Here is a 16597-nt window from a genome sequence, read left to right as displayed (position 1 = left end):
CGGCCTGATGATCGCTCACGTCAGTCCCCCGTCGATGCTGACCAGCTTCGGCCGGTCGGGACGAGGAACGGTCGGTACGGAAGGCTCGCCGGGCACGACGGCAGCGGCGGGCAGCGGGTACTCATTCGGTTGCCGCGCCCCCCACCGCGGGATGCCGAGCAGGCTGCTGAGCGCCCGCACCGGGTGGTCGAGGCGGTCGGCGAAATCCGCGAACGCCTCCTCGGTGGTGAAGTCGAGCCGCACTCCGACCTGCTCGCGCAGTCGGGTGGTGTCCAGCGTCCGGCCATGGCTGAGCAGCTCCACCTGCTCCGGCGAGAAGCCGCTCAGCTTCAGACGCCGCAGCCCGCTGCCGAGCAGGCCCATCACGTTCGGTAGCACCGGCACCGGCACGCGCCCGGCCCGGTGGATCGCCTGGGTGACGGTCAGCACGCCGTCGCCGGCGACGTTGACCGTGCCCGCGAAGTCACCGGTGACCAGCGCTGCCAGCACGGCGACGGCATCGCTCTCGTGGACCAACTGGAGCCGTGCGTCCCGCCCGAGCGTCACCGGCACGACGGGGCTGAGCGAGAAGTACCGCGTCAGCGGGGTCTGCACGGTCGGCCCGATGATCTCGGCGAACCGCGGCACGGCCACCCGGACGTCCGGGCGGCGGCGGATGAAACCCCGCAGGTAACCCTCGATGTCGACCGCATCCCGGGCGGGTCCCGAGGTGGGCAGCGCCCGCGGCTCGCTGTCCTCGGTGAACACTGCAGGGTCTCGCGGGGATCCGCCGTACACCGCGGCGGTGGACCGGACGATCAGGTTCTCCACCCGGTCGGAGCGTTGACACGCAGCCAGCAGCTGCATCGTGCCCAGGACGTTCATCTCCTTCGCCAGCGTGCGCTGCGACCCGGCGACCGGGGTGACGGAGGTGGAGGCGTGCACGACGGTGTCGACCCGCGCCTCGTCGATCACCCGGGCGATCAGTGGGCTGCGGATGTCCGCCCTGATGAACTCCGCTGCGCCCATCCGCTCCCGCGCACGGGCGTCGGGCAGCGCAGCGTCGACACCGATGACCCGCGGACCGTTGCCGCCGCCGGCCAGCAGCCCGACCAGCGACGACCCGAGGAACCGGGTCACCCCGGTGACGAGCACCGTCGAGGCCATCGGACTCCTTCACCAGTGGCAGGGAATTGGCATGAGTCTATGTCCGCCGGACGGTCCGCCGGAGCGGCGATCGGTACCGGTGGCCGCACCGGCGGGCACGTCACACGAAGGTGACCAGATCGCGTACCGATGCGACCAGCCGGCTGCTCTGCAGTGTCATTGCGACATCCTGCCCGCAGGCTCGTCGCGGCACCGGACACACAGAACCCCTGGGACCGGAGGTCCCAGGGGTTCAGCGAAAGTTCGGAACGCGACGAGATCAGCAGGACGCTGCGACGACGCGAGCGATCGCGTCGGTCACTTACCGGCCTTGCGACGCTGCACGCGCGTCTTGCGGAGCAGTTTGCGGTGCTTCTTCTTGGCCATCCGCTTGCGTCGCTTCTTGATCACAGAGCCCATGTGTTCCAACCATCCTGTCGAATCTGATGGCGCCGCTGGGGCGCCGGGGAAACCCGGTACGACGGCGAACCACCCCGGAACCGGAGGGGACGCGCGACGCTACCGAAGCCTGAGCGCAAGTCTAGCCGCACCGACGGACCGGCCCGACCGAGCGGACCGGCACCGTGCCGCGTCAGCCGACGTCGTTGAACGCCTGCTCGAGATAGGTGTGCACGGCGCGCTCCGGAACTCGGAACGAGCGACCGACCCGCACCGCGGGGAGCTCGCCGGAATGCACCAGGCGGTAGACGGTCATCCGGGACACCCGCATCACCGTCGCCACCTCTGCGACCGTCAGAAAACGCATCTCGGACAAGGGGGCTGCACCGGCAGGGGACTTCGCCTGCTCGGGTTCGCCAGCTGTACGACCATCGGGGCCAGTGGCCATCGTGCACCGTCTCTCGGCACGCATCACGCCGCCTGGCTTCCCCACCTGGCGGACACAGTCGCGCTCGTGCTCCACGCACTGTAGCGGTACCAGTGGGACAGAAGCGACAGGATCCCCTACCTGATTCAGATGATTATTTCCGTAATCCATACCGGCGTGTCGCAGACCGAGCGATTTCACATCCGGTCACCGCCCCGCTGGACCATCCGTGGCGCTGCGATCGAGCCGCGCCCGCTCACGCAACGACACCCGGTCGTCACGCGTGCGCGGCGCCGAGTTCCACCGAGCGCAGCGCTGCAGCCTCGATCGCCGACAGCAGCGCCGCCCGGACGCCGTGGTTCTCCAGCTCCCGGATGGCCGCGATCGTGGTGCCGCCGGGTGAGGTGACGGCCTCGCGCAGGGACACCGGGTGCTCACCGGAATCACGGAGCATCAGCGCGGCTCCGACCGCCGACTGGATGATCAGGTCGCTCGCGACCGCTCGCGGCAGTCCGAGCAGGATGCCGGCATCGATCATCGCCTCGACCAGGAAGAAGAAGTAGGCCGGACCCGAGCCGGACAACGCCGTCACCGCGTCCTGCTGCGACTCCGGCACCCGCACCACCTTGCCGACGCTGGTCAGCATCTCCTCCACCAGCGCCAGGTGCTCGTCCGTGGCGGCCGCCCCGCCGGAGATCGCCGACATCGCCTCCCCGACGAGCAGCGCCGTGTTCGGCATCACCCTGACCACCGGGGTGCCGGTCGGCAGACTCCGTTCGTACAGCGAGGTGGGGATGCCGGCTGCCAGCGAGACGACCAGCGTGCCGGGCGTGATGCTGGTGGCCAGCGCCTCGATCAGTACCTCGATGTCCTGCGGCTTGACCGCCACCACGAGCACGTCTGCGTCCCGGGCTGCCTCCTCCGTCGTGACAGCGGGGACGCCGTAGTGCTCCGTCAGTTCTCCGCAGCGCGCTGCGTAGCGCTCGGTGAACATCAGGGAATCCGCTGTGCGTCCCGCGTGCAGCAGGCCGGAGAGCAGGGCCTCCCCGATCTTGCCGGCGCCCAGGATCGCCACAGCGGGGACAGCGGGGACGCTCGAGGGCGCCGAAGGCTGGTCGGTCATGCCCTGAGCATCCCATTAGGCTCGTCCGGTGAGTGAGCTGCACGGTGACACCGGTGAACGCCCCGACCCCGGCGCCGTGCGAGGCCCCGCACCCGCACCCGGCGCCGCCCCGGCGTTGCCGTACAGCGATCGGCCGGCCTGGTTCCGCCCGGTGGTTCTCGCGGCCCTGCTGCTGCTGGCCATCAACCTCCGTCCGGCCGTCAACGCGCTCGGCGCCGTCATCCCGGCGCTGCGCGGCGACACCGGCCTGACCGGCGCTTCCGCCGGGGTCCTGCTCGCGTTGCCGACGCTGTCCTTCGCCCTGCTGGGCGTCGGCGCACCGGCCGTCGCTGCCCGGATCGGATCCCATCGCACCGTGCTGCTGGCAGTGCTGGCGATGATCGCCGGCCAGCTGCTCCGCGCGGTGGTGCCCGGTGTGCCGATGCTGTTCATCGGTTCGGTCCTGACGCTCGCCGGGATCGCCGCCGGGAACGTGCTGCTGCCCGGCCTCGTCCGGCTGCACTTCCCGGACCGGATCACCGTCGTGACCGCTTGCTACACGGTGCTGCTGACGGCCGGCGGGTCGATCGCCGCCGCCCTGACCATCCCGCTGCAGACGTCCCTGGGCGGGGACTGGCGGCTGGGGATCGGATTGTGGTCGGCGCTGGCTGCGGTGGCCCTGATCCCGTGGATCACGACGGTGGTGAGCGTCGGGCGTCCGCTCCCCCGCGCCAGCCAGGCCCGCGCCATCCCCGTCACGTCGCTGCGACGCTCCCGGCTGGCGTGGGCGATGGCGGGGTACTTCGGCCTGCAGTCGATGCAGGCCTACGTCGCCTTCGGCTGGTTGCCCGAGATCTACGTCGACGCCGGCCTGAGCGATCAGGCGGCAGCGTTCCAGGTCTCGCTGCTGACGGCGATCGGCATTCCCATCGCCGCGATCGTGCCCTGGCTGTTGGGGCGCATCCACACGCCCAGGGTGTTGATCGTGGCGATGATCGGCTGCTACTCCCTGGGCTATCTCGGATTGATCCTCTCGCCGGGCTCCGCACCGTCGCTGTGGTCGATCCTGCTGGGCCTGGGTGGCGGTTCGTTCCCGACTGCGTTGACGCTGATCGCCCTGCGCACCCGGACACCCCAGGGAACGTTGGCGCTCTCCGCATTCGCGCAGTCCGCCGGCTACCTGATCGCCTCCGTCGGACCTGTGCTGTTCGGCATCATCCACGACTGGACGGGTGGCTGGACGTGGTCGCTGATCGCGATCTGCGGGGTGCTGGTGGTGCATCTGTTCTGCGGCCTGGGGGTCTCCCGACGCAGGTTCCTCGAGGACGAGCTCACCGCCTGACGTCGCGGGGCCGGCGTCGCCGAACCGGGCCACCGCGGGCGGATCTGCGGTCAGGAGTCCGGCGGCACCTCGATGGGCAACCCGAAGGCAGCGAAGTGTTCGGCTCCCAGGAACGAGGTGATCTCCCGGATCCGGCCGTCGCCGTCCACCGACAGCAGGTTGATCGACCATGCAGTGAACGGACCGTCGCCGGCGGCCCGCAGGTAGAGCGCGACCGCGGGTTGTCCGTTCGCCGACACCGGCCGGGAGCGCCATTGTCCGCAGGAGCCCAGCGGTACCCGGACGGCGAAGTCGGTCACCGAGGCGATTCCCGAGTACCAGCCCGGTAGCGGCGGCATCGACCAGCTGACGTCCTGGGACAGCAGCGCAACCAGCCGTGCAGCATCGCCGTCCTGCAGCGCCGAGGTGAATTCGTCCACCACCTCCCGCAGCCGTTCGTCGCCGAGCATCCGCAGTGTCTGCAGTTGACTCACGGCAGGGACCTCGTCCGCCACGATCTTCCGGGCCCGTTGCAGGGCACTGTTGATCGAGGCACGGGAGGTTCGCATGGTGTCGGCAATTTCTGCCGCAGAGAATCCCAACACCTCGAACAGCACCAGAGCGGCCCGCTGGTTCGGTGGAAGATGTTGCAGCGCAGCGACGAAGGCCAGTTCGACAGCCTCCTGCTGTTCCAGCGTCGCACCCGGGTCGAGCGGACCTGCCGCCATCCCTGCCGTCGGGAAGGGCTGCAGCCACGCGACATCCGTCAACGGGCCCTCCTGCAGCACCACCGTCTCGCTGGCCGGTCCAAGGTCCATCGGCAGCGCCCTGCGCGTCCGCGACACGAGCGCATCCAGACAGGCCCTGGTCGCGATCGCGTACAGCCACGAACGCAGCGAACCCGTCCCGGAGAATCCCTCGAGTCCGCGCCAGGCCCGCAGCAGGGTCTCCTGCACGGCGTCGTCCGCATCGTGCGTGGAGGCGAGCATCCGATAGCAGTGAGCGCGCAGCTGCGGAGTCAACGGCCCGACGGCCTCGGCGAACGTGGCCTCGTCCTCGGCGCGACGGGCGGCATCGAGGGTCACACCGGACACCACGTCCGCACTGGATGCGCTCATACCGATGATTGTGCCGCAGCCGCGCAGTCGTACTCAGTGACAGCCGATGTCGCCACCACCGAGGAGAACTCCGATGAGCGTGCCCACCACCGATCGAACCGCCACCCGCGTCCAACTCGACGAGCTGCACCGCTATCTCGTCGAGGCACGCGGATCGCTGCTCTGGAAGATCGACGGACTCGACGAGTACGACGTGCGCCGTCCGCTGACCCCGTCGGGTACCAACCTGCTGGGACTGATCAAGCATCTGACCGGTGTCGAGCTGCTCTATCTCGGCGCCTGTTTCGGGCGTATCTCCGCGCACGCACCCGGCTGGTTCGGGCAGCAGTCGGCAGTGCGCAGTGATTTCCTTGCCACCACCGACGAATCCCGCGATCAGCTGATCCAGGACTATCGGCACGCCTGTGCGCATGCCGATGCGACGCTGGCCGCACTCCCGGACGACGCCGTCACCCACGCCCCCTGGCTCTCCCCCGAACCGCTTGGCCTGCACCGCATCCTGGTGCATCTGGTGACCGAGACCGAACACCACGTCGGGCACGCCGACATCGTGCGCGAGCTCATCGACGGCTCGCTGGGACGTTCCGAGGCTGAGTCCGAGCTGGACAACACCGGCGGCGGGGACGTCCCCGATGCGGAGGGCTGGCGACACCGCTACGAGATGGTGGAGGCCACCGCTCGCGCGGCATCCGGCTTCACGGCGGGCGTGCGATGAGCGCCGGCCCGCTGGACCATCGGCTCACGGCGCCGATCCGCAAGGACGGCGCATTCGCCACCTATCTGGAAGTACCGGGATCCGTCGAGCTGCTGGGGACGGGCCGAGCGGTGAAGGTCGCCGGCACCCTGGACGGCCATCCGTTCGAGGCCACCCTGATGCCCTCGGGCGCCGGCCTGCACTGGCTGCCGATCCGAGCGGCGCTGACGAAGACGATCGGCAAGGCGACCGCCGGCGACCTCGTCGACGTCCTCCTCACCCACCGGAACAGCTGAGCAGGCGCCCAGTGATCCGGGCCGCGGTCAGCAGCCGCAGCTGTAGAACGTCACGTCCCAGTGGTTGCTCTCGCTGTAGTAGATGTTGCCGGAGCCGGCCTTCCATTTGCTGCCACCGATGGAGGTGAAATTGCCGGTGATGTAGTTCGTCAGGCAGCTGGTGATGGCGAAGTCGAGCTTGTAGCCGTTGTAGTGGCTGTAGGTACCGCTGGCGTGGCCGACCTCCGTCCCGCCGGTGACGGTGAGCGCGCAGCCACTGGCGTTCTTGAGGGTGACGGCGCCCTGGATGGTGGCCGCATTGACCTGGCTCAAGGAGGTGCAACTGGAGTTGCTCCTGGTGGTGCAGCCGCCGCTCGAGGTGACTCGGATACCGGCGGCGCCGAGCTGGGAACTGGCCTGGCTCTGTGACAGCTTGGCCGGTGCGGCGGAGGCCGAACCTGCAGTGACGACCACCGAACCGGTGGCGATGATGAGCGCGGAGATCGCGCCGAACAGGGCTCGCGGGACGATTCTCATGGGATTTTCCTCCGTCGATGGATCATCCGACGGTAAGCCCTGACGTGCGCGGCCGCATGTCGAGGTCGGACGACGACATGATCGGCAGATGGCCGGCGCGGAACTCAGACCTGGCGCACCAGAGCGGTGGCCTGCGCGGCGCGACCCTCTCCGCGACCGGTGAGCCCCAGCCCGTCGGTGGTGGTCGCCGAGACCGAGACCGGCGCACCGATCGCGGCGGTGAGCACCTGTTCGGCCTCGACGCGGCGGGCTGCGATCCGCGGGGTGTTGGCGATGATCTGCACGGTGGCGTTGACCACCTCGAACCGGGCTGCCCGGAGCCGATTCATCACCTCGCCGAGCAGATCGAGGCCGGACGCACCGTCCCAGCGCGGGTCGTCGGTACCGAACACCGACCCGAGGTCGCCGAGACCGGCTGCGCTCAGCAACGCATCGCACAGCGCGTGGGCCGCGACGTCGCCGTCGGAGTGGCCCGCGCAGCCGTCGTCGTCCGGGAACTCCAGACCGGCGAGACGGCAGGCGCGGCCCGGCTCGATGGGGTGCACGTCGAGGCCGCTGCCGATCCGCATGGTGGGAGATTCGTGCAACGCACGGGCGATCGTCAAATCGTCGGAGTGGGTGATCTTGCCGGCCTCGGGGGCACCGGCCACGAAGCTGACCACCGTGCCGAGCGCCTCGGCCAGCGCGGCGTCATCGGTGGCGCCTGCCGGACCTGCTGCGGCGTGCGCCTGACGCAACACCTCGGCGCGGAATCCTTGGGGGGTCTGTACTGCGCGCAGGGTGTCGCGATCAACGATCCCGCCGCTGGACCCGCCGACGAACTCGGTGTCCAACGGTGCCAGGTGACGGCGGATCGTGTCGGTGACCGGGAGGACCGGTACCACGGCGTCGGCGCCGTTGCGAACGGCATCGATCACCCGGCGCACCAACTCAGGTGGGGTGAACGCCCGCGCAGCGTCGTGCACCAGGATGATCCGGGCGTCGTCACCGGCGTGGCTCAGCGCAGCGGCGACGGACGAGGTCCGGTCGCTGCCACCGAGCACCACCATGCAGTGGTCGCCCAGCACCTCATGGGCGAGGTCCCAGTCGCTCGCTGCGACGGCGACGACCACCCGGTCGACTCCACCGGCGAACAACGCGGCTGCCGCGTGCGCGACCAGCGGACGGCCGGCAACCTCGACGAACGCCTTGGACACGCCGAGACCGAGGCGTTCACCCCGGCCTGCGGCCGGAACAAGTGCGACGACCGTCATCGGTGGTCAGATCTACCCGGGACGAAGTCGACTCAGGAAGCCAGGACCTCGTCGAGGATGATCTCGGCGTTGGGCTCGTCGGTGTGCTCGGCCAGTGCGAGCTCGGAGACCAGGATCTGACGGGCCTTGGCGAGCATGCGCTTCTCACCGGCCGACAGACCACGTTCCTTGTCGCGACGCCACAGGTCACGGACGACCTCGGCGACCTTGTTGACGTCACCGGACGCGAGCTTCTCCAGGTTGGCCTTGTAGCGACGCGACCAGTTGGTGGGCTCCTCGGTGTGCGGTGCACGCAGCACCTCGAACACCTTGTCGAGTCCGATCTGGTCGACGACGTCACGAACACCGACGATCTCGGCATTCTCTGCGGGAACCTTCACGGTCAGGTCGCCCTGGGCGACCTTCAGGACCAGGTACAGCTTCTCCTCGCCCTTGACCACGCGGGTCTCGGTGGCCTGGATCAGCGCGGCCCCGTGATGGGGGTAGACAACAGTCTCTCCGACCTTGAAAACCATGTGCTCACATGCCCCTTTCGCTGCACCCATCCTACCACGTCCAGCAGGCCGCGCCCACTCGTTGTCGCAGGTCAGGGGGCATACGACCGTTGTCCCAGGTCTCGCCGAACACTTGACAAACCCGTGCCGACCGTGCATCGAGCGCTCCTCCGGGGCTCTGCGACACCCGGATCGCGGGTGCTGACGAGGGCTGTCCGCGGCCTCCGGACGACCCTCCGAGCGCCGTGGGCGCCCGACTCACCACCGGCGTCCGGGGACGGCTAATCTCTGGGGTGGGAGTTCCGGCTTCCGCGCGTCGCACCACGACCGCGCCGCTGTGGAGCACGGCCATCGCCCCGCAGCACCTGATCGACGAAAGGGATCGCCGTGTCGCGCACCATCCAGGCCCCTCGCCACGCCTCCCGTCGCTCTGCGCCGGTGATCGCCGCGGCCGCACTCGGCCTGGCGCTTGCGGTCTCCGGCTGCGCCGCCGGTCAGGTCTCCCAGACCGCCCAGCAGGTGGCAGCGATCGACGGCGGCAACGCCTCGGTCGGCCAGCTGAGCGTCCTGAACGTCATCTTCGAGACCCCTGCGGCAGCCAACTACGGTCCGGGCAGCACCGTCCCGGTCTCCCTGGTGATCAGCAACCACGGCACCCAGGGCGACACCCTGACCGGTGTCAGCTCGCCGGACGCGGCCAAGGTGACGATCAGCGCCGGCAAGATCGCTCTGCCCCAACAGTTCAACGTCCAGGTGAACAGCGCCGCCGAGCACACCATCTCACTCGAGGGCCTCAGCCGGCCGCTGTGCTTCGGGCAGTCGATCCCGGTGACGTTCACGTTCGCGCAGGCCGGAACCGTCACCGTCCGGGTGCCGATCGCGAACCCGGTCGAGCGTCGCGGCACCCGCGACACCATCGACATCCAGCCGCCCCACCCGACTCCGGTCTGGCTGACCGGCGCCGAGGGGCACGGCGCCGGGGAGGTAGCGGGCGGCGAGTCCCATGCCGGGGCGACCGGCAGCGGGGCCGAGGGTTCGATGACGACCGTCGCCGAGAGCTCCGGCGTCGCGGGTGGATCGGGCCAGGCCGGGTCGTCGATGTCCGGTGCGTCGGCAACCGCAGCCCCGGCCTCTGCTTGCAACGGCTTCTGACCCCGTCGAAGAACTCGTGCGGCACGGCGCGACGGTCTTCGGGAGTTGCAACTTTCGTTCCCGTCACTCGCGTCCGCAATCGCACGGATGATTCCTGGTGACCCGCCAGCGAATTCTCGAAAGCCGGTGCAGGACGGTAGTAATCCGCAGACTGCCCCGTCCCGTGCGTGACTGACGGGTTCCGCCGGGCCCATTCTTTAATGATCGAGCTCGGAACAATTCCGTCGCCCGAAAGAATTTTTCAAGTTTGTTTGACGGACGAAATTCCGCCAGTTACATTCCTCCTGCGTGACCGGCACCACAGTCGGTTTTGTGCGCACTTCCCTCCAGCGCAGGAGTCCTGATGACCGACCCGATGACGAGCCGATCAGCCACCCGGAGCGGTTCCCCCGCTGTCTCCGGGACCGCGCGCCGGGCGGGACGCGGCAGGCCGGGTGTCCGCGCAACGCTGGCGGTCGTCACGGCCGCCGCCCTGGCCTTCAGCACCTCCCCCGCGCACGCCACCACCACCTCACCCGCGCCGGCGATCGCATCGACAGCCGTACGGCCGGCTGAACCGGCTCGAACCGTCACTGCCGCAGCGGGTTCCGAGTTCGAGAGCTCCTTCGAGACCGGCGATCCCGTCCCCGAGGTCTCGATGCCGCTGACCGAGCCGGTCAACTTCACCGGCCGCAGCTTCGGGCCGGGGAGTCTGCTGGGAGCGGTCGCCGAGGTCACCGCCTCCGCCGAGAACGCCCCCGGTGAGCCGGCGGCGAGCCTCGCAGACGCCAACAGCTCGACGAAGTGGCTCGCCTTCCAGCGCACCGGTTGGGCCCAGTACCGGCTGACGTCCGCCCAGACGGTCGCCGCGTACTCGCTGACCTCCGCCAACGACTCGGACGACCGCGACCCGAAATCGTGGACGATCCAGGGCTCGCCGGACGGGACCACCTGGACGACCGTCGACAGCCGGACCGACCAGGCCTTCCCGGATCGTTTCGCGACGAAGCAGTACACGGTCGCCACCCCGGCTGCCTACCTGTACTACCGACTCGACATCACGGCCAACAACGGCGGCGCGATCCTGCAGCTGGCCGATTGGGAGATCCTGGACGGCAGCACCGGCGTACCGGCTCCGTCGCCGATGGTGAGCGCGGTCGGTGCCGGGCCGGTGAGCGGACCGACCGTCAAGTCGGGTGTCGGCTTCTCCGGCCTCAAGGCGCTGCGCTATGCGGGCAGCCCGGTCGCCGACGGGCCGGCGAGCGCGACCGATGTGTTGTTCCAAAACCTCGACCTCACCGTCGGCGCCGACACCGAACTGGCCTACAAGATCTTCCCGGTGCTCGAGGGCGGCGATCTGACCTGGGCAGCGACCTTCACCGCAGTGGACCTGCAGCTGGACGACGGCACTCTGGTGTCGGCCGATGCCCTCGTCGACCAGTACGGCTTCCCGGCCTCTGCGCAGGGCCAGGGCACCTCCAAGGTGCTGTACGGCAACCAGTGGAACGCCGTGCGGGTCGACCTCGGATCCCTTGCCGGTAAGCACATCTCGAAGATCCTGCTCAGCTACGACTTCCCCGACGCGAAGGCCGGCAGGTCGACCTCCGGCTGGATCGACGACCTCGCGATCGCCGCGGCCGACCAGCTCACCACCCCGGACGGACTCGTCGACCACGTCGACACCCGCCGCGGCACCAACGCGAACTCGAACTTCTCCCGTGGCAACAACATCCCGGCCGCCGCCGTCCCGAACGGCTTCAACTTCTACACCCCGATGACGGACGCCGGCTCGCAGAGTTGGCTGTACAAGTACGCGGAGCAGAACAACGCGGCCAACCGGCCGATGCTGAACGCCCTGGGCATCTCGCACGAGCCCAGCCCGTGGATGGGCGACCGCAACCAGCTCGCGTTCATGCCGTCCCTCAGCACCGAAGCCGCGCCCAGTGGTGATCTGAACGCCCGCAAGCTCGCGTTCACACACGACAGCGAGATCGCTCGCCCCGATCTGTACCAGGTTGCCTTCGACAACGGCCTGCTGGCGAAGATCGCCCCGGCCGACCACGCAGCCGTCTACTCCTTCACCGCACCTGCGACGGCGGACAGCCAGAGCGTCATCATCGACCGCGTCGACGGCAGCTCGAAGTTCACCCGCGACGGCACAGGGGTCAGCGGATGGGTGGAGAACGGCAGCGGCCTGTCCGCCGGCCGGACCAGGATGTACTTCGTGGCCGACTTCGACGCCACCCCGGTCTCCTCCGCTGTCACCTCCGCGCGGACCTCCGGTCTCGCTGTCCGGTTCGACACCAGCACCGACAAGACCGTCGAGATGCGCGTCGCGACGTCTTTCCTGTCGACCGCACAGGCGCGGCACAACCTGGATCTCGAGGTCGCCGGCCGGAGCTTCGAGGAGGTCCGGCACGCCGCGACCGATGCCTGGAACTCCCGGCTAGGGGCGATCGAGGCCCCGCAGGCGACCCCGGCGCAGGAAGCGACCTTGTACTCGAACCTGTACCGGCTCAACCTGTATCCGAACTCGCAGTCCGAGAACACCGGTACCCAGACCGCGCCCGAGTGGATGTACGCCAGCCCGGTGACCGGCCCGGTCGGTGACGCCGGGGACACCGTCAGCAACGCGACCGTCGTCCCCGGTCAGATCTACGTCAACAACGGGTTCTGGGACACCTACCGCACGGTGTGGCCGCTGTACTCGTTCCTGTACCCCGATTTCGCCGCGAAGCTGGTGAACGGTTTCGTCCAGCAGTACCGCGACGGTGGCTGGATCGCCCGGTGGTCCTCCCCCGGTTACGCCGACCTGATGACCGGCACCAGCTCGGACGCCTCCTTCGCCGAGGCCTACGTCTCCGGAGCGCTGCCGACCCCGATCGCGCTCGAGGCCTACGACGCGGCGCTGAAGAACGCGACCGTGCTGCCCACCAGCAATGCAGTGGGGCGCAAGGGTCTGGACACCTCACCGTTCCTCGGCTACACCTCGACCGCCACCGGCGAGAGCGTCTCCTGGGGCCTGGAGGGCTACATCAACGACTACGCCGTCGGACAGATGGGCGCCGCCCTTGCGGCGGATCCGGCGACCCCGCAAGCCCGGCGGTCGGAGATCAAGGAGTCCGCTGCCTACCTGACCAAGCGCGCCCAGGACTACGTCAACATGTTCGACCCGGAGATCGACTTCTTCCAGGGCCGCACCGCCTCCGGCGGGTTCGCCAAGTCGCCGGAACAGTTCGACCCGACGTCCTGGGGCGGCGACTACACCGAGACCAACGGCTGGAACTTCGCCTTCCACACCCCGTACGACGTGGCCGGCCTGGAAGCGTTGTACGGCAGCCGGACAGGGTTGCTGGACAAGCTGGACGCGTTCTTCGCCCTCCAGGAGACCGGTTCCTACGGCATCCACGAGGCCAAGGAAGCCAGAGATGTCCGGCTTGGACAGTTCGGCATGAGCAACCAGGTCAGCCACCACATCCCGTGGATGTACGCGGCGGCCGGCGCGCCGAGCGGCACCCAGCGGATCACCCGCGAGATCGTCGACCGGCTCTTCGTCGGCAGCGAGATCGGCCAGGGCTACCCCGGCGACGAGGACAACGGCGAGATGTCGTCGTGGTACCTGTTCGCCGCCATGGGCTTCTACCCGCTGTCGCTGGCCTCCGGCGAGTACGTCGTCGGCTCGCCGCTGTTCGACAAGACCGTCGTGCACCGGCAGAGCAAGGGCACGCTGACCATCGACGCGCCGCAGAACACCCGTACGACGCCCTACGTGAAGTCGTTGTCGCTCAACGGGACTCCGGTGACCGAGGCGGTGCTGCAGCAGTCGGCGTTGACCGATGGGGCGAACCTGACCTTCGGCATGTCGGCCGAGCCGTCGAACTGGGGTGCGCAGGACACCGCGGCAGCGCCGCGTACCCCGCTGATCGACGTCAGTGGGCCCGCGACCGGAGAGCTGACCGTCAGTGACGGCACGGCCGCACGCCTCATCGACACCGCAGCGGTCGATGCTGACGGGCTCACCGACGACAACTCGCGCAGCGGCGTCACCTTCGACACCGCCGCCCCGACGCTGGACTGGGCCAGCAGCCAGGGCCCGGTTGCCGTCACCACCTACACCCTGACCGGCGCCGCCACGGGCGACGCTCCGTCCGCCTGGACACTCGAAGGCTCCAACGACGGTGATTCCTGGACGGCGCTCGACAACCGCAGCGACCAGGACTTCCGGTGGGCCACCCAGACCCGGGCGTTCAGCATCGCGGATCCGACACTGTTCACCCGCTACCGCCTGCACGTCACCGCCACCGGCGGCGCCGGCAGCCCGTCCCTCGCCGAGTTCGAACTGCTGGCCGACCCGAACCGGCAGACCGACGAGCTGACGCTGTTCCCCGCCACCGTGCGCACCACCTCGACCGACTCCTCGAGCAGGGCGTGGGCGGTCGTCAAGGGCGGTTCGAACGATCCGGCCGACTACACGGCCACCGTCGACTTCCAGGACGGCGCGGGCCCGCAGCCGGCCACCGTCAGTCGGGCGAGGGTCGGCGGCGTGAGCATCTCCGCGAGCCACCGGTTCCCGTCCGCCGGCACCTACTCGGTGCGCATCGCGGTCAGCACCCGACAGGGCGACCAGGTGGTCGACGTCGGCGGGGTCGCGACCGCGATCGTCAGCCTCGACATGACGCTCCTGGGGAATTTCGACCTGGCATGCATGACGGTGCCGGGTGTCGCCGTCGACTGCGACGGCAACGGCTGGGGCCTCAACCGGAATGCGCTGCGGGACAAGGGCTTCATCCCCGGCGAGAGCATCCCGCTCGGTGACACCGGGCTCACCGCTGACATCCCGCTGACCGCTGCCGGCGAGCCGGACAACCTCAGCGCGGGTGGCCAGACCGTCGGGGTCGACCTCGGCAAGGGCGCCACCCGCCTGTCGCTGCTCGGCTTCGCCAACGAGGGCGCGCAGAGTGGCGGAGCGACCATCACCTACACCGACGGCACCACGCAGAGCTTCACCCTCGGCTTCGGTGATTGGGTGGGGGCGGCGAATGCGCCGATCACCGGCAGCCAGGTGCTGCTGACCACCACCGGCAGGCTCAGGGGAACCGACGGCTCCGACACCCTCACCACCGGGATCTACTACCTCGACCCGATCACCCTCGAGGCCGGCAAGACGGTCAGCACGCTGACCATGCCGAACCTGGACCACTCGGTGAACGAGGGTCAGCTGCACATCCTCGCGGTGGCTTCGGACGGTGTCCGATCACCGAGCAGCCGCGTGCTGACCACCGCGCGCGAGGTTGCCGAGCAGATCGTCGGGGACACCTTCAGCGCCGAATTGGCCACCGTCTCCGGTGGTCGTCCGACCGGCGGCTACGTCGCGACCGTCAACTGGGGTGACGACGGTCCGGTCGACGTCAGCACCACCGGGGCGGACGGCGTGGTGACCGGCAGCCATCAGTATCGGCAACCTGGTCGCTACGCGGTGCGCATCGCCGCGACAGACGGCCTCACGAGCAGCGCCGCCCAGACCACCATCACGGTGTCGCAGAACGATCCGTCCCCCGCGATCACCCTCACCCCCGGCAGCCGCAAGCCCGGTGAGACGTTCACGGTCACCGGGACCGGTTTCACCGCGGGTGAGCGGGTGGACGTCAAGCTGGACACCACGAGGCCGGTGGTGCGCACGGTGACCAGCACCGCCGGCGGCACCTTCTCGCTGCCGCTGACGGTGCCGGCGACGGCCATGGCCGGCAGCTATCCGGTGAAGGCGTTCGGCAGTCGGTCGCAGACCGTGGCCACCGCCGAGCTGACCGTGGTCATCCCACGGGTCTCGCCGAGGCTGGCCCTGTCCGTCACCCCGACCACGGCGCCGCTGGGTGCGACGGTGTCGCTCACCGCCACCGCGGACAAGGGCGTGATCGGCGGCGTCGAGTTCCTCGACGGAACCCGGACGTTGGGCGTCGTCACCCTGTCGGCGAGCCGGGCAACACTGCGGGTGTCCACCCTGGGCGTCGGCACGCACCGCATCACCGCCAGGTTCCTCGGCGACGAGCGCTACCTGCCGCAGACCACGCCGGCCAAGTCGGTGACCGTCACCAAGAAGAAGGTCACCCTGTCGGCGCCGACCACCAGTCGCACGCAGCAGGTCTGGGGATCGTCGTCGGTGGCGACGCTCAGCACCGTGGTCACCGGCCAGACCCATGGCCGGGTGACGTTCCGCAGTGGGTCCACCGTGCTGGGCCAGGGCATCATCACCGCGCGTCAGGGCGGCGGCTCCGTCGCCACCCTGGCCCTCAGCCGGACCACGCCGGTCGGCCGGTATACGTCGATCACCGCGACATTGGCCGCCGGCGCGACGACCGCGATGGGGACCTCACGTCCCGGGGCGACGGTGACGGTCGTGAAGGCCACGCCGCAGAGCATCCGGGTCACCGGGTCGACGTTCCGCACGGGCACCCGACCGGTGGTCGACGTGAGCGTGGGCACGCTCACCAACGGCTCCCGACCGAGCGGTCGGGTGGAGATCTTCGAGTCGGGCCGGCGGGTCGCCGTGGTGACGCTCACCGCGCGCGGCACCGCGAGGGCCACGCTGCCCGTGTCGTCCCGGCCGGTCCGGGTCCAGGCCACCTTCACCCCGACGGACAGCACCCACGTTGCGGGGAAGACGTCGGCGGTGGTCGTGATCCGTTCCCGCTAGGTACGACCCGACGAACTCGTCCAGCCAGCA

General features: G+C 69.4%; 13 protein-coding genes. 5 read left to right on the top strand and 8 right to left on the bottom strand.

Annotated elements, in window-relative coordinates; all coding sequences use genetic code 11:
- Positions 1 to 15 precede the first annotated feature (15 nt).
- The 4 genes from ABLG96_RS05505 to proC form a co-directional block, all read right to left on the bottom strand.
- Positions 16 to 1146 (bottom strand): NAD-dependent epimerase/dehydratase family protein, encoded by a 1131-nt coding sequence (locus tag ABLG96_RS05505; RefSeq protein ID WP_353650384.1) that lies wholly within the window; start codon positions 1144 to 1146, stop codon positions 16 to 18.
- 297 nt (positions 1147 to 1443) lie between these two features.
- Positions 1444 to 1545 carry an AURKAIP1/COX24 domain-containing protein gene (locus ABLG96_RS05500; protein ID WP_353650383.1) on the bottom strand — a complete coding sequence of 34 codons (102 nt, stop codon included), beginning with the start codon at positions 1543 to 1545 and terminating at the stop codon, positions 1444 to 1446.
- Between the two features lie 172 nt (positions 1546 to 1717).
- Complete coding sequence (locus tag ABLG96_RS05495; protein WP_353650382.1) at positions 1718 to 1891, bottom strand: helix-turn-helix domain-containing protein; 174 nt, start codon at positions 1889 to 1891, stop codon at positions 1718 to 1720.
- A 337-nt stretch (positions 1892 to 2228) separates the two neighbouring features.
- On the bottom strand, positions 2229 to 3074 hold the full coding sequence (gene proC, locus ABLG96_RS05490; RefSeq protein WP_353650381.1) for a pyrroline-5-carboxylate reductase: 846 nt from the start codon (positions 3072 to 3074) through the stop codon (positions 2229 to 2231).
- Positions 3075 to 3102: 28 nt separating this feature from the next.
- Here proC and ABLG96_RS05485 point away from each other — a divergent pair, with 28 nt between their 5' ends.
- Positions 3103 to 4395, top strand: a complete 1293-nt coding sequence (locus ABLG96_RS05485; RefSeq protein ID WP_353650380.1) for an MFS transporter — start codon at positions 3103 to 3105, stop codon at positions 4393 to 4395.
- A gap of 50 nt (positions 4396 to 4445) precedes the next feature.
- Here ABLG96_RS05485 and ABLG96_RS05480 read toward each other — a convergent pair whose 3' ends face one another.
- Complete coding sequence (locus tag ABLG96_RS05480) at positions 4446 to 5492, bottom strand: sigma-70 family RNA polymerase sigma factor (protein WP_353650379.1); 1047 nt, start codon at positions 5490 to 5492, stop codon at positions 4446 to 4448.
- Positions 5493 to 5565: 73 nt separating this feature from the next.
- Between ABLG96_RS05480 and ABLG96_RS05475 the strand changes: the two genes are divergently transcribed.
- Both ABLG96_RS05475 and ABLG96_RS05470 read left to right on the top strand, forming a co-directional pair.
- On the top strand, positions 5566 to 6207 hold the full coding sequence (locus ABLG96_RS05475) for a DinB family protein (protein WP_353650378.1): 642 nt from the start codon (positions 5566 to 5568) through the stop codon (positions 6205 to 6207).
- Positions 6204 to 6482, top strand: coding sequence for a DUF1905 domain-containing protein (locus ABLG96_RS05470; protein WP_353650377.1), 279 nt, complete (start codon positions 6204 to 6206; stop codon positions 6480 to 6482). The genes ABLG96_RS05475 and ABLG96_RS05470 overlap by 4 nt, the downstream gene beginning before the upstream one ends.
- 27 nt (positions 6483 to 6509) lie before the next feature.
- Here the strand turns inward: ABLG96_RS05470 and ABLG96_RS05465 are convergent, their stop codons facing one another.
- The 3 genes from ABLG96_RS05465 to ABLG96_RS05455 all read right to left on the bottom strand — a co-directional run bounded on the left by ABLG96_RS05465 (position 6510) and on the right by ABLG96_RS05455 (position 8766).
- Complete coding sequence (locus ABLG96_RS05465) at positions 6510 to 6998, bottom strand: hypothetical protein (RefSeq protein ID WP_353650376.1); 489 nt, start codon at positions 6996 to 6998, stop codon at positions 6510 to 6512.
- 104 nt (positions 6999 to 7102) lie between these two features.
- Positions 7103 to 8251 (bottom strand): 2-C-methyl-D-erythritol 4-phosphate cytidylyltransferase, encoded by a 1149-nt coding sequence (gene ispD, locus ABLG96_RS05460; protein WP_353650375.1) that lies wholly within the window; start codon positions 8249 to 8251, stop codon positions 7103 to 7105.
- Between the two features lie 32 nt (positions 8252 to 8283).
- Positions 8284 to 8766: a CarD family transcriptional regulator gene (locus ABLG96_RS05455; RefSeq protein WP_353650374.1), complete on the bottom strand. Its 483-nt coding sequence runs from the start codon at positions 8764 to 8766 to the stop codon at positions 8284 to 8286.
- Positions 8767 to 9132: 366 nt separating this feature from the next.
- On the opposite strand from ABLG96_RS05455, the gene ABLG96_RS05450 reads away from it, so the two are divergent.
- Both ABLG96_RS05450 and ABLG96_RS05445 read left to right on the top strand, forming a co-directional pair.
- Positions 9133 to 9897: a copper chaperone PCu(A)C gene (locus tag ABLG96_RS05450; protein ID WP_353650373.1), complete on the top strand. Its 765-nt coding sequence runs from the start codon at positions 9133 to 9135 to the stop codon at positions 9895 to 9897.
- A gap of 343 nt (positions 9898 to 10240) precedes the next feature.
- Positions 10241 to 16567, top strand: a complete 6327-nt coding sequence (locus tag ABLG96_RS05445; protein WP_353650372.1) for a GH92 family glycosyl hydrolase — start codon at positions 10241 to 10243, stop codon at positions 16565 to 16567.
- Positions 16568 to 16597: the final 30 nt, after the last annotated feature.

Source organism: Nakamurella sp. A5-74 (assembly GCF_040438885.1).
In the GTDB taxonomy this organism is placed as follows: domain Bacteria; phylum Actinomycetota; class Actinomycetes; order Mycobacteriales; family Nakamurellaceae; genus Nakamurella.
The sequence above is the reverse complement of the archived record's forward strand: the minus strand, read 5'-3'. Positions and strand labels throughout refer to the sequence as shown.

Excerpts from the sequence above, each read along its gene's own strand:
- ABLG96_RS05505 (WP_353650384.1), bottom strand. The coding sequence starts at position 1,146 with ATGGCCTCGACGGTGCTCGTCACCGGGGTGACCCGGTTCCTCGGGTCG.
- ABLG96_RS05495 (WP_353650382.1), bottom strand. The coding sequence starts at position 1,891 with ATGCGTTTTCTGACGGTCGCAGAGGTGGCGACGGTGATGCGGGTGTCC.
- ABLG96_RS05500 (WP_353650383.1), bottom strand. The coding sequence starts at position 1,545 with ATGGGCTCTGTGATCAAGAAGCGACGCAAGCGGATGGCCAAGAAGAAG.
- ABLG96_RS05465 (WP_353650376.1), bottom strand. The coding sequence starts at position 6,998 with ATGAGAATCGTCCCGCGAGCCCTGTTCGGCGCGATCTCCGCGCTCATC.
- ABLG96_RS05455 (WP_353650374.1), bottom strand. The coding sequence starts at position 8,766 with ATGGTTTTCAAGGTCGGAGAGACTGTTGTCTACCCCCATCACGGGGCC.
- ABLG96_RS05475 (WP_353650378.1), top strand. The coding sequence starts at position 5,566 with ATGAGCGTGCCCACCACCGATCGAACCGCCACCCGCGTCCAACTCGAC.
- ABLG96_RS05445 (WP_353650372.1), top strand. The coding sequence starts at position 10,241 with ATGACCGACCCGATGACGAGCCGATCAGCCACCCGGAGCGGTTCCCCC.
- ABLG96_RS05480 (WP_353650379.1), bottom strand. The coding sequence starts at position 5,492 with ATGAGCGCATCCAGTGCGGACGTGGTGTCCGGTGTGACCCTCGATGCC.
- ispD (WP_353650375.1), bottom strand. The coding sequence starts at position 8,251 with ATGACGGTCGTCGCACTTGTTCCGGCCGCAGGCCGGGGTGAACGCCTC.
- proC (WP_353650381.1), bottom strand. The coding sequence starts at position 3,074 with ATGACCGACCAGCCTTCGGCGCCCTCGAGCGTCCCCGCTGTCCCCGCT.
- ABLG96_RS05470 (WP_353650377.1), top strand. The coding sequence starts at position 6,204 with ATGAGCGCCGGCCCGCTGGACCATCGGCTCACGGCGCCGATCCGCAAG.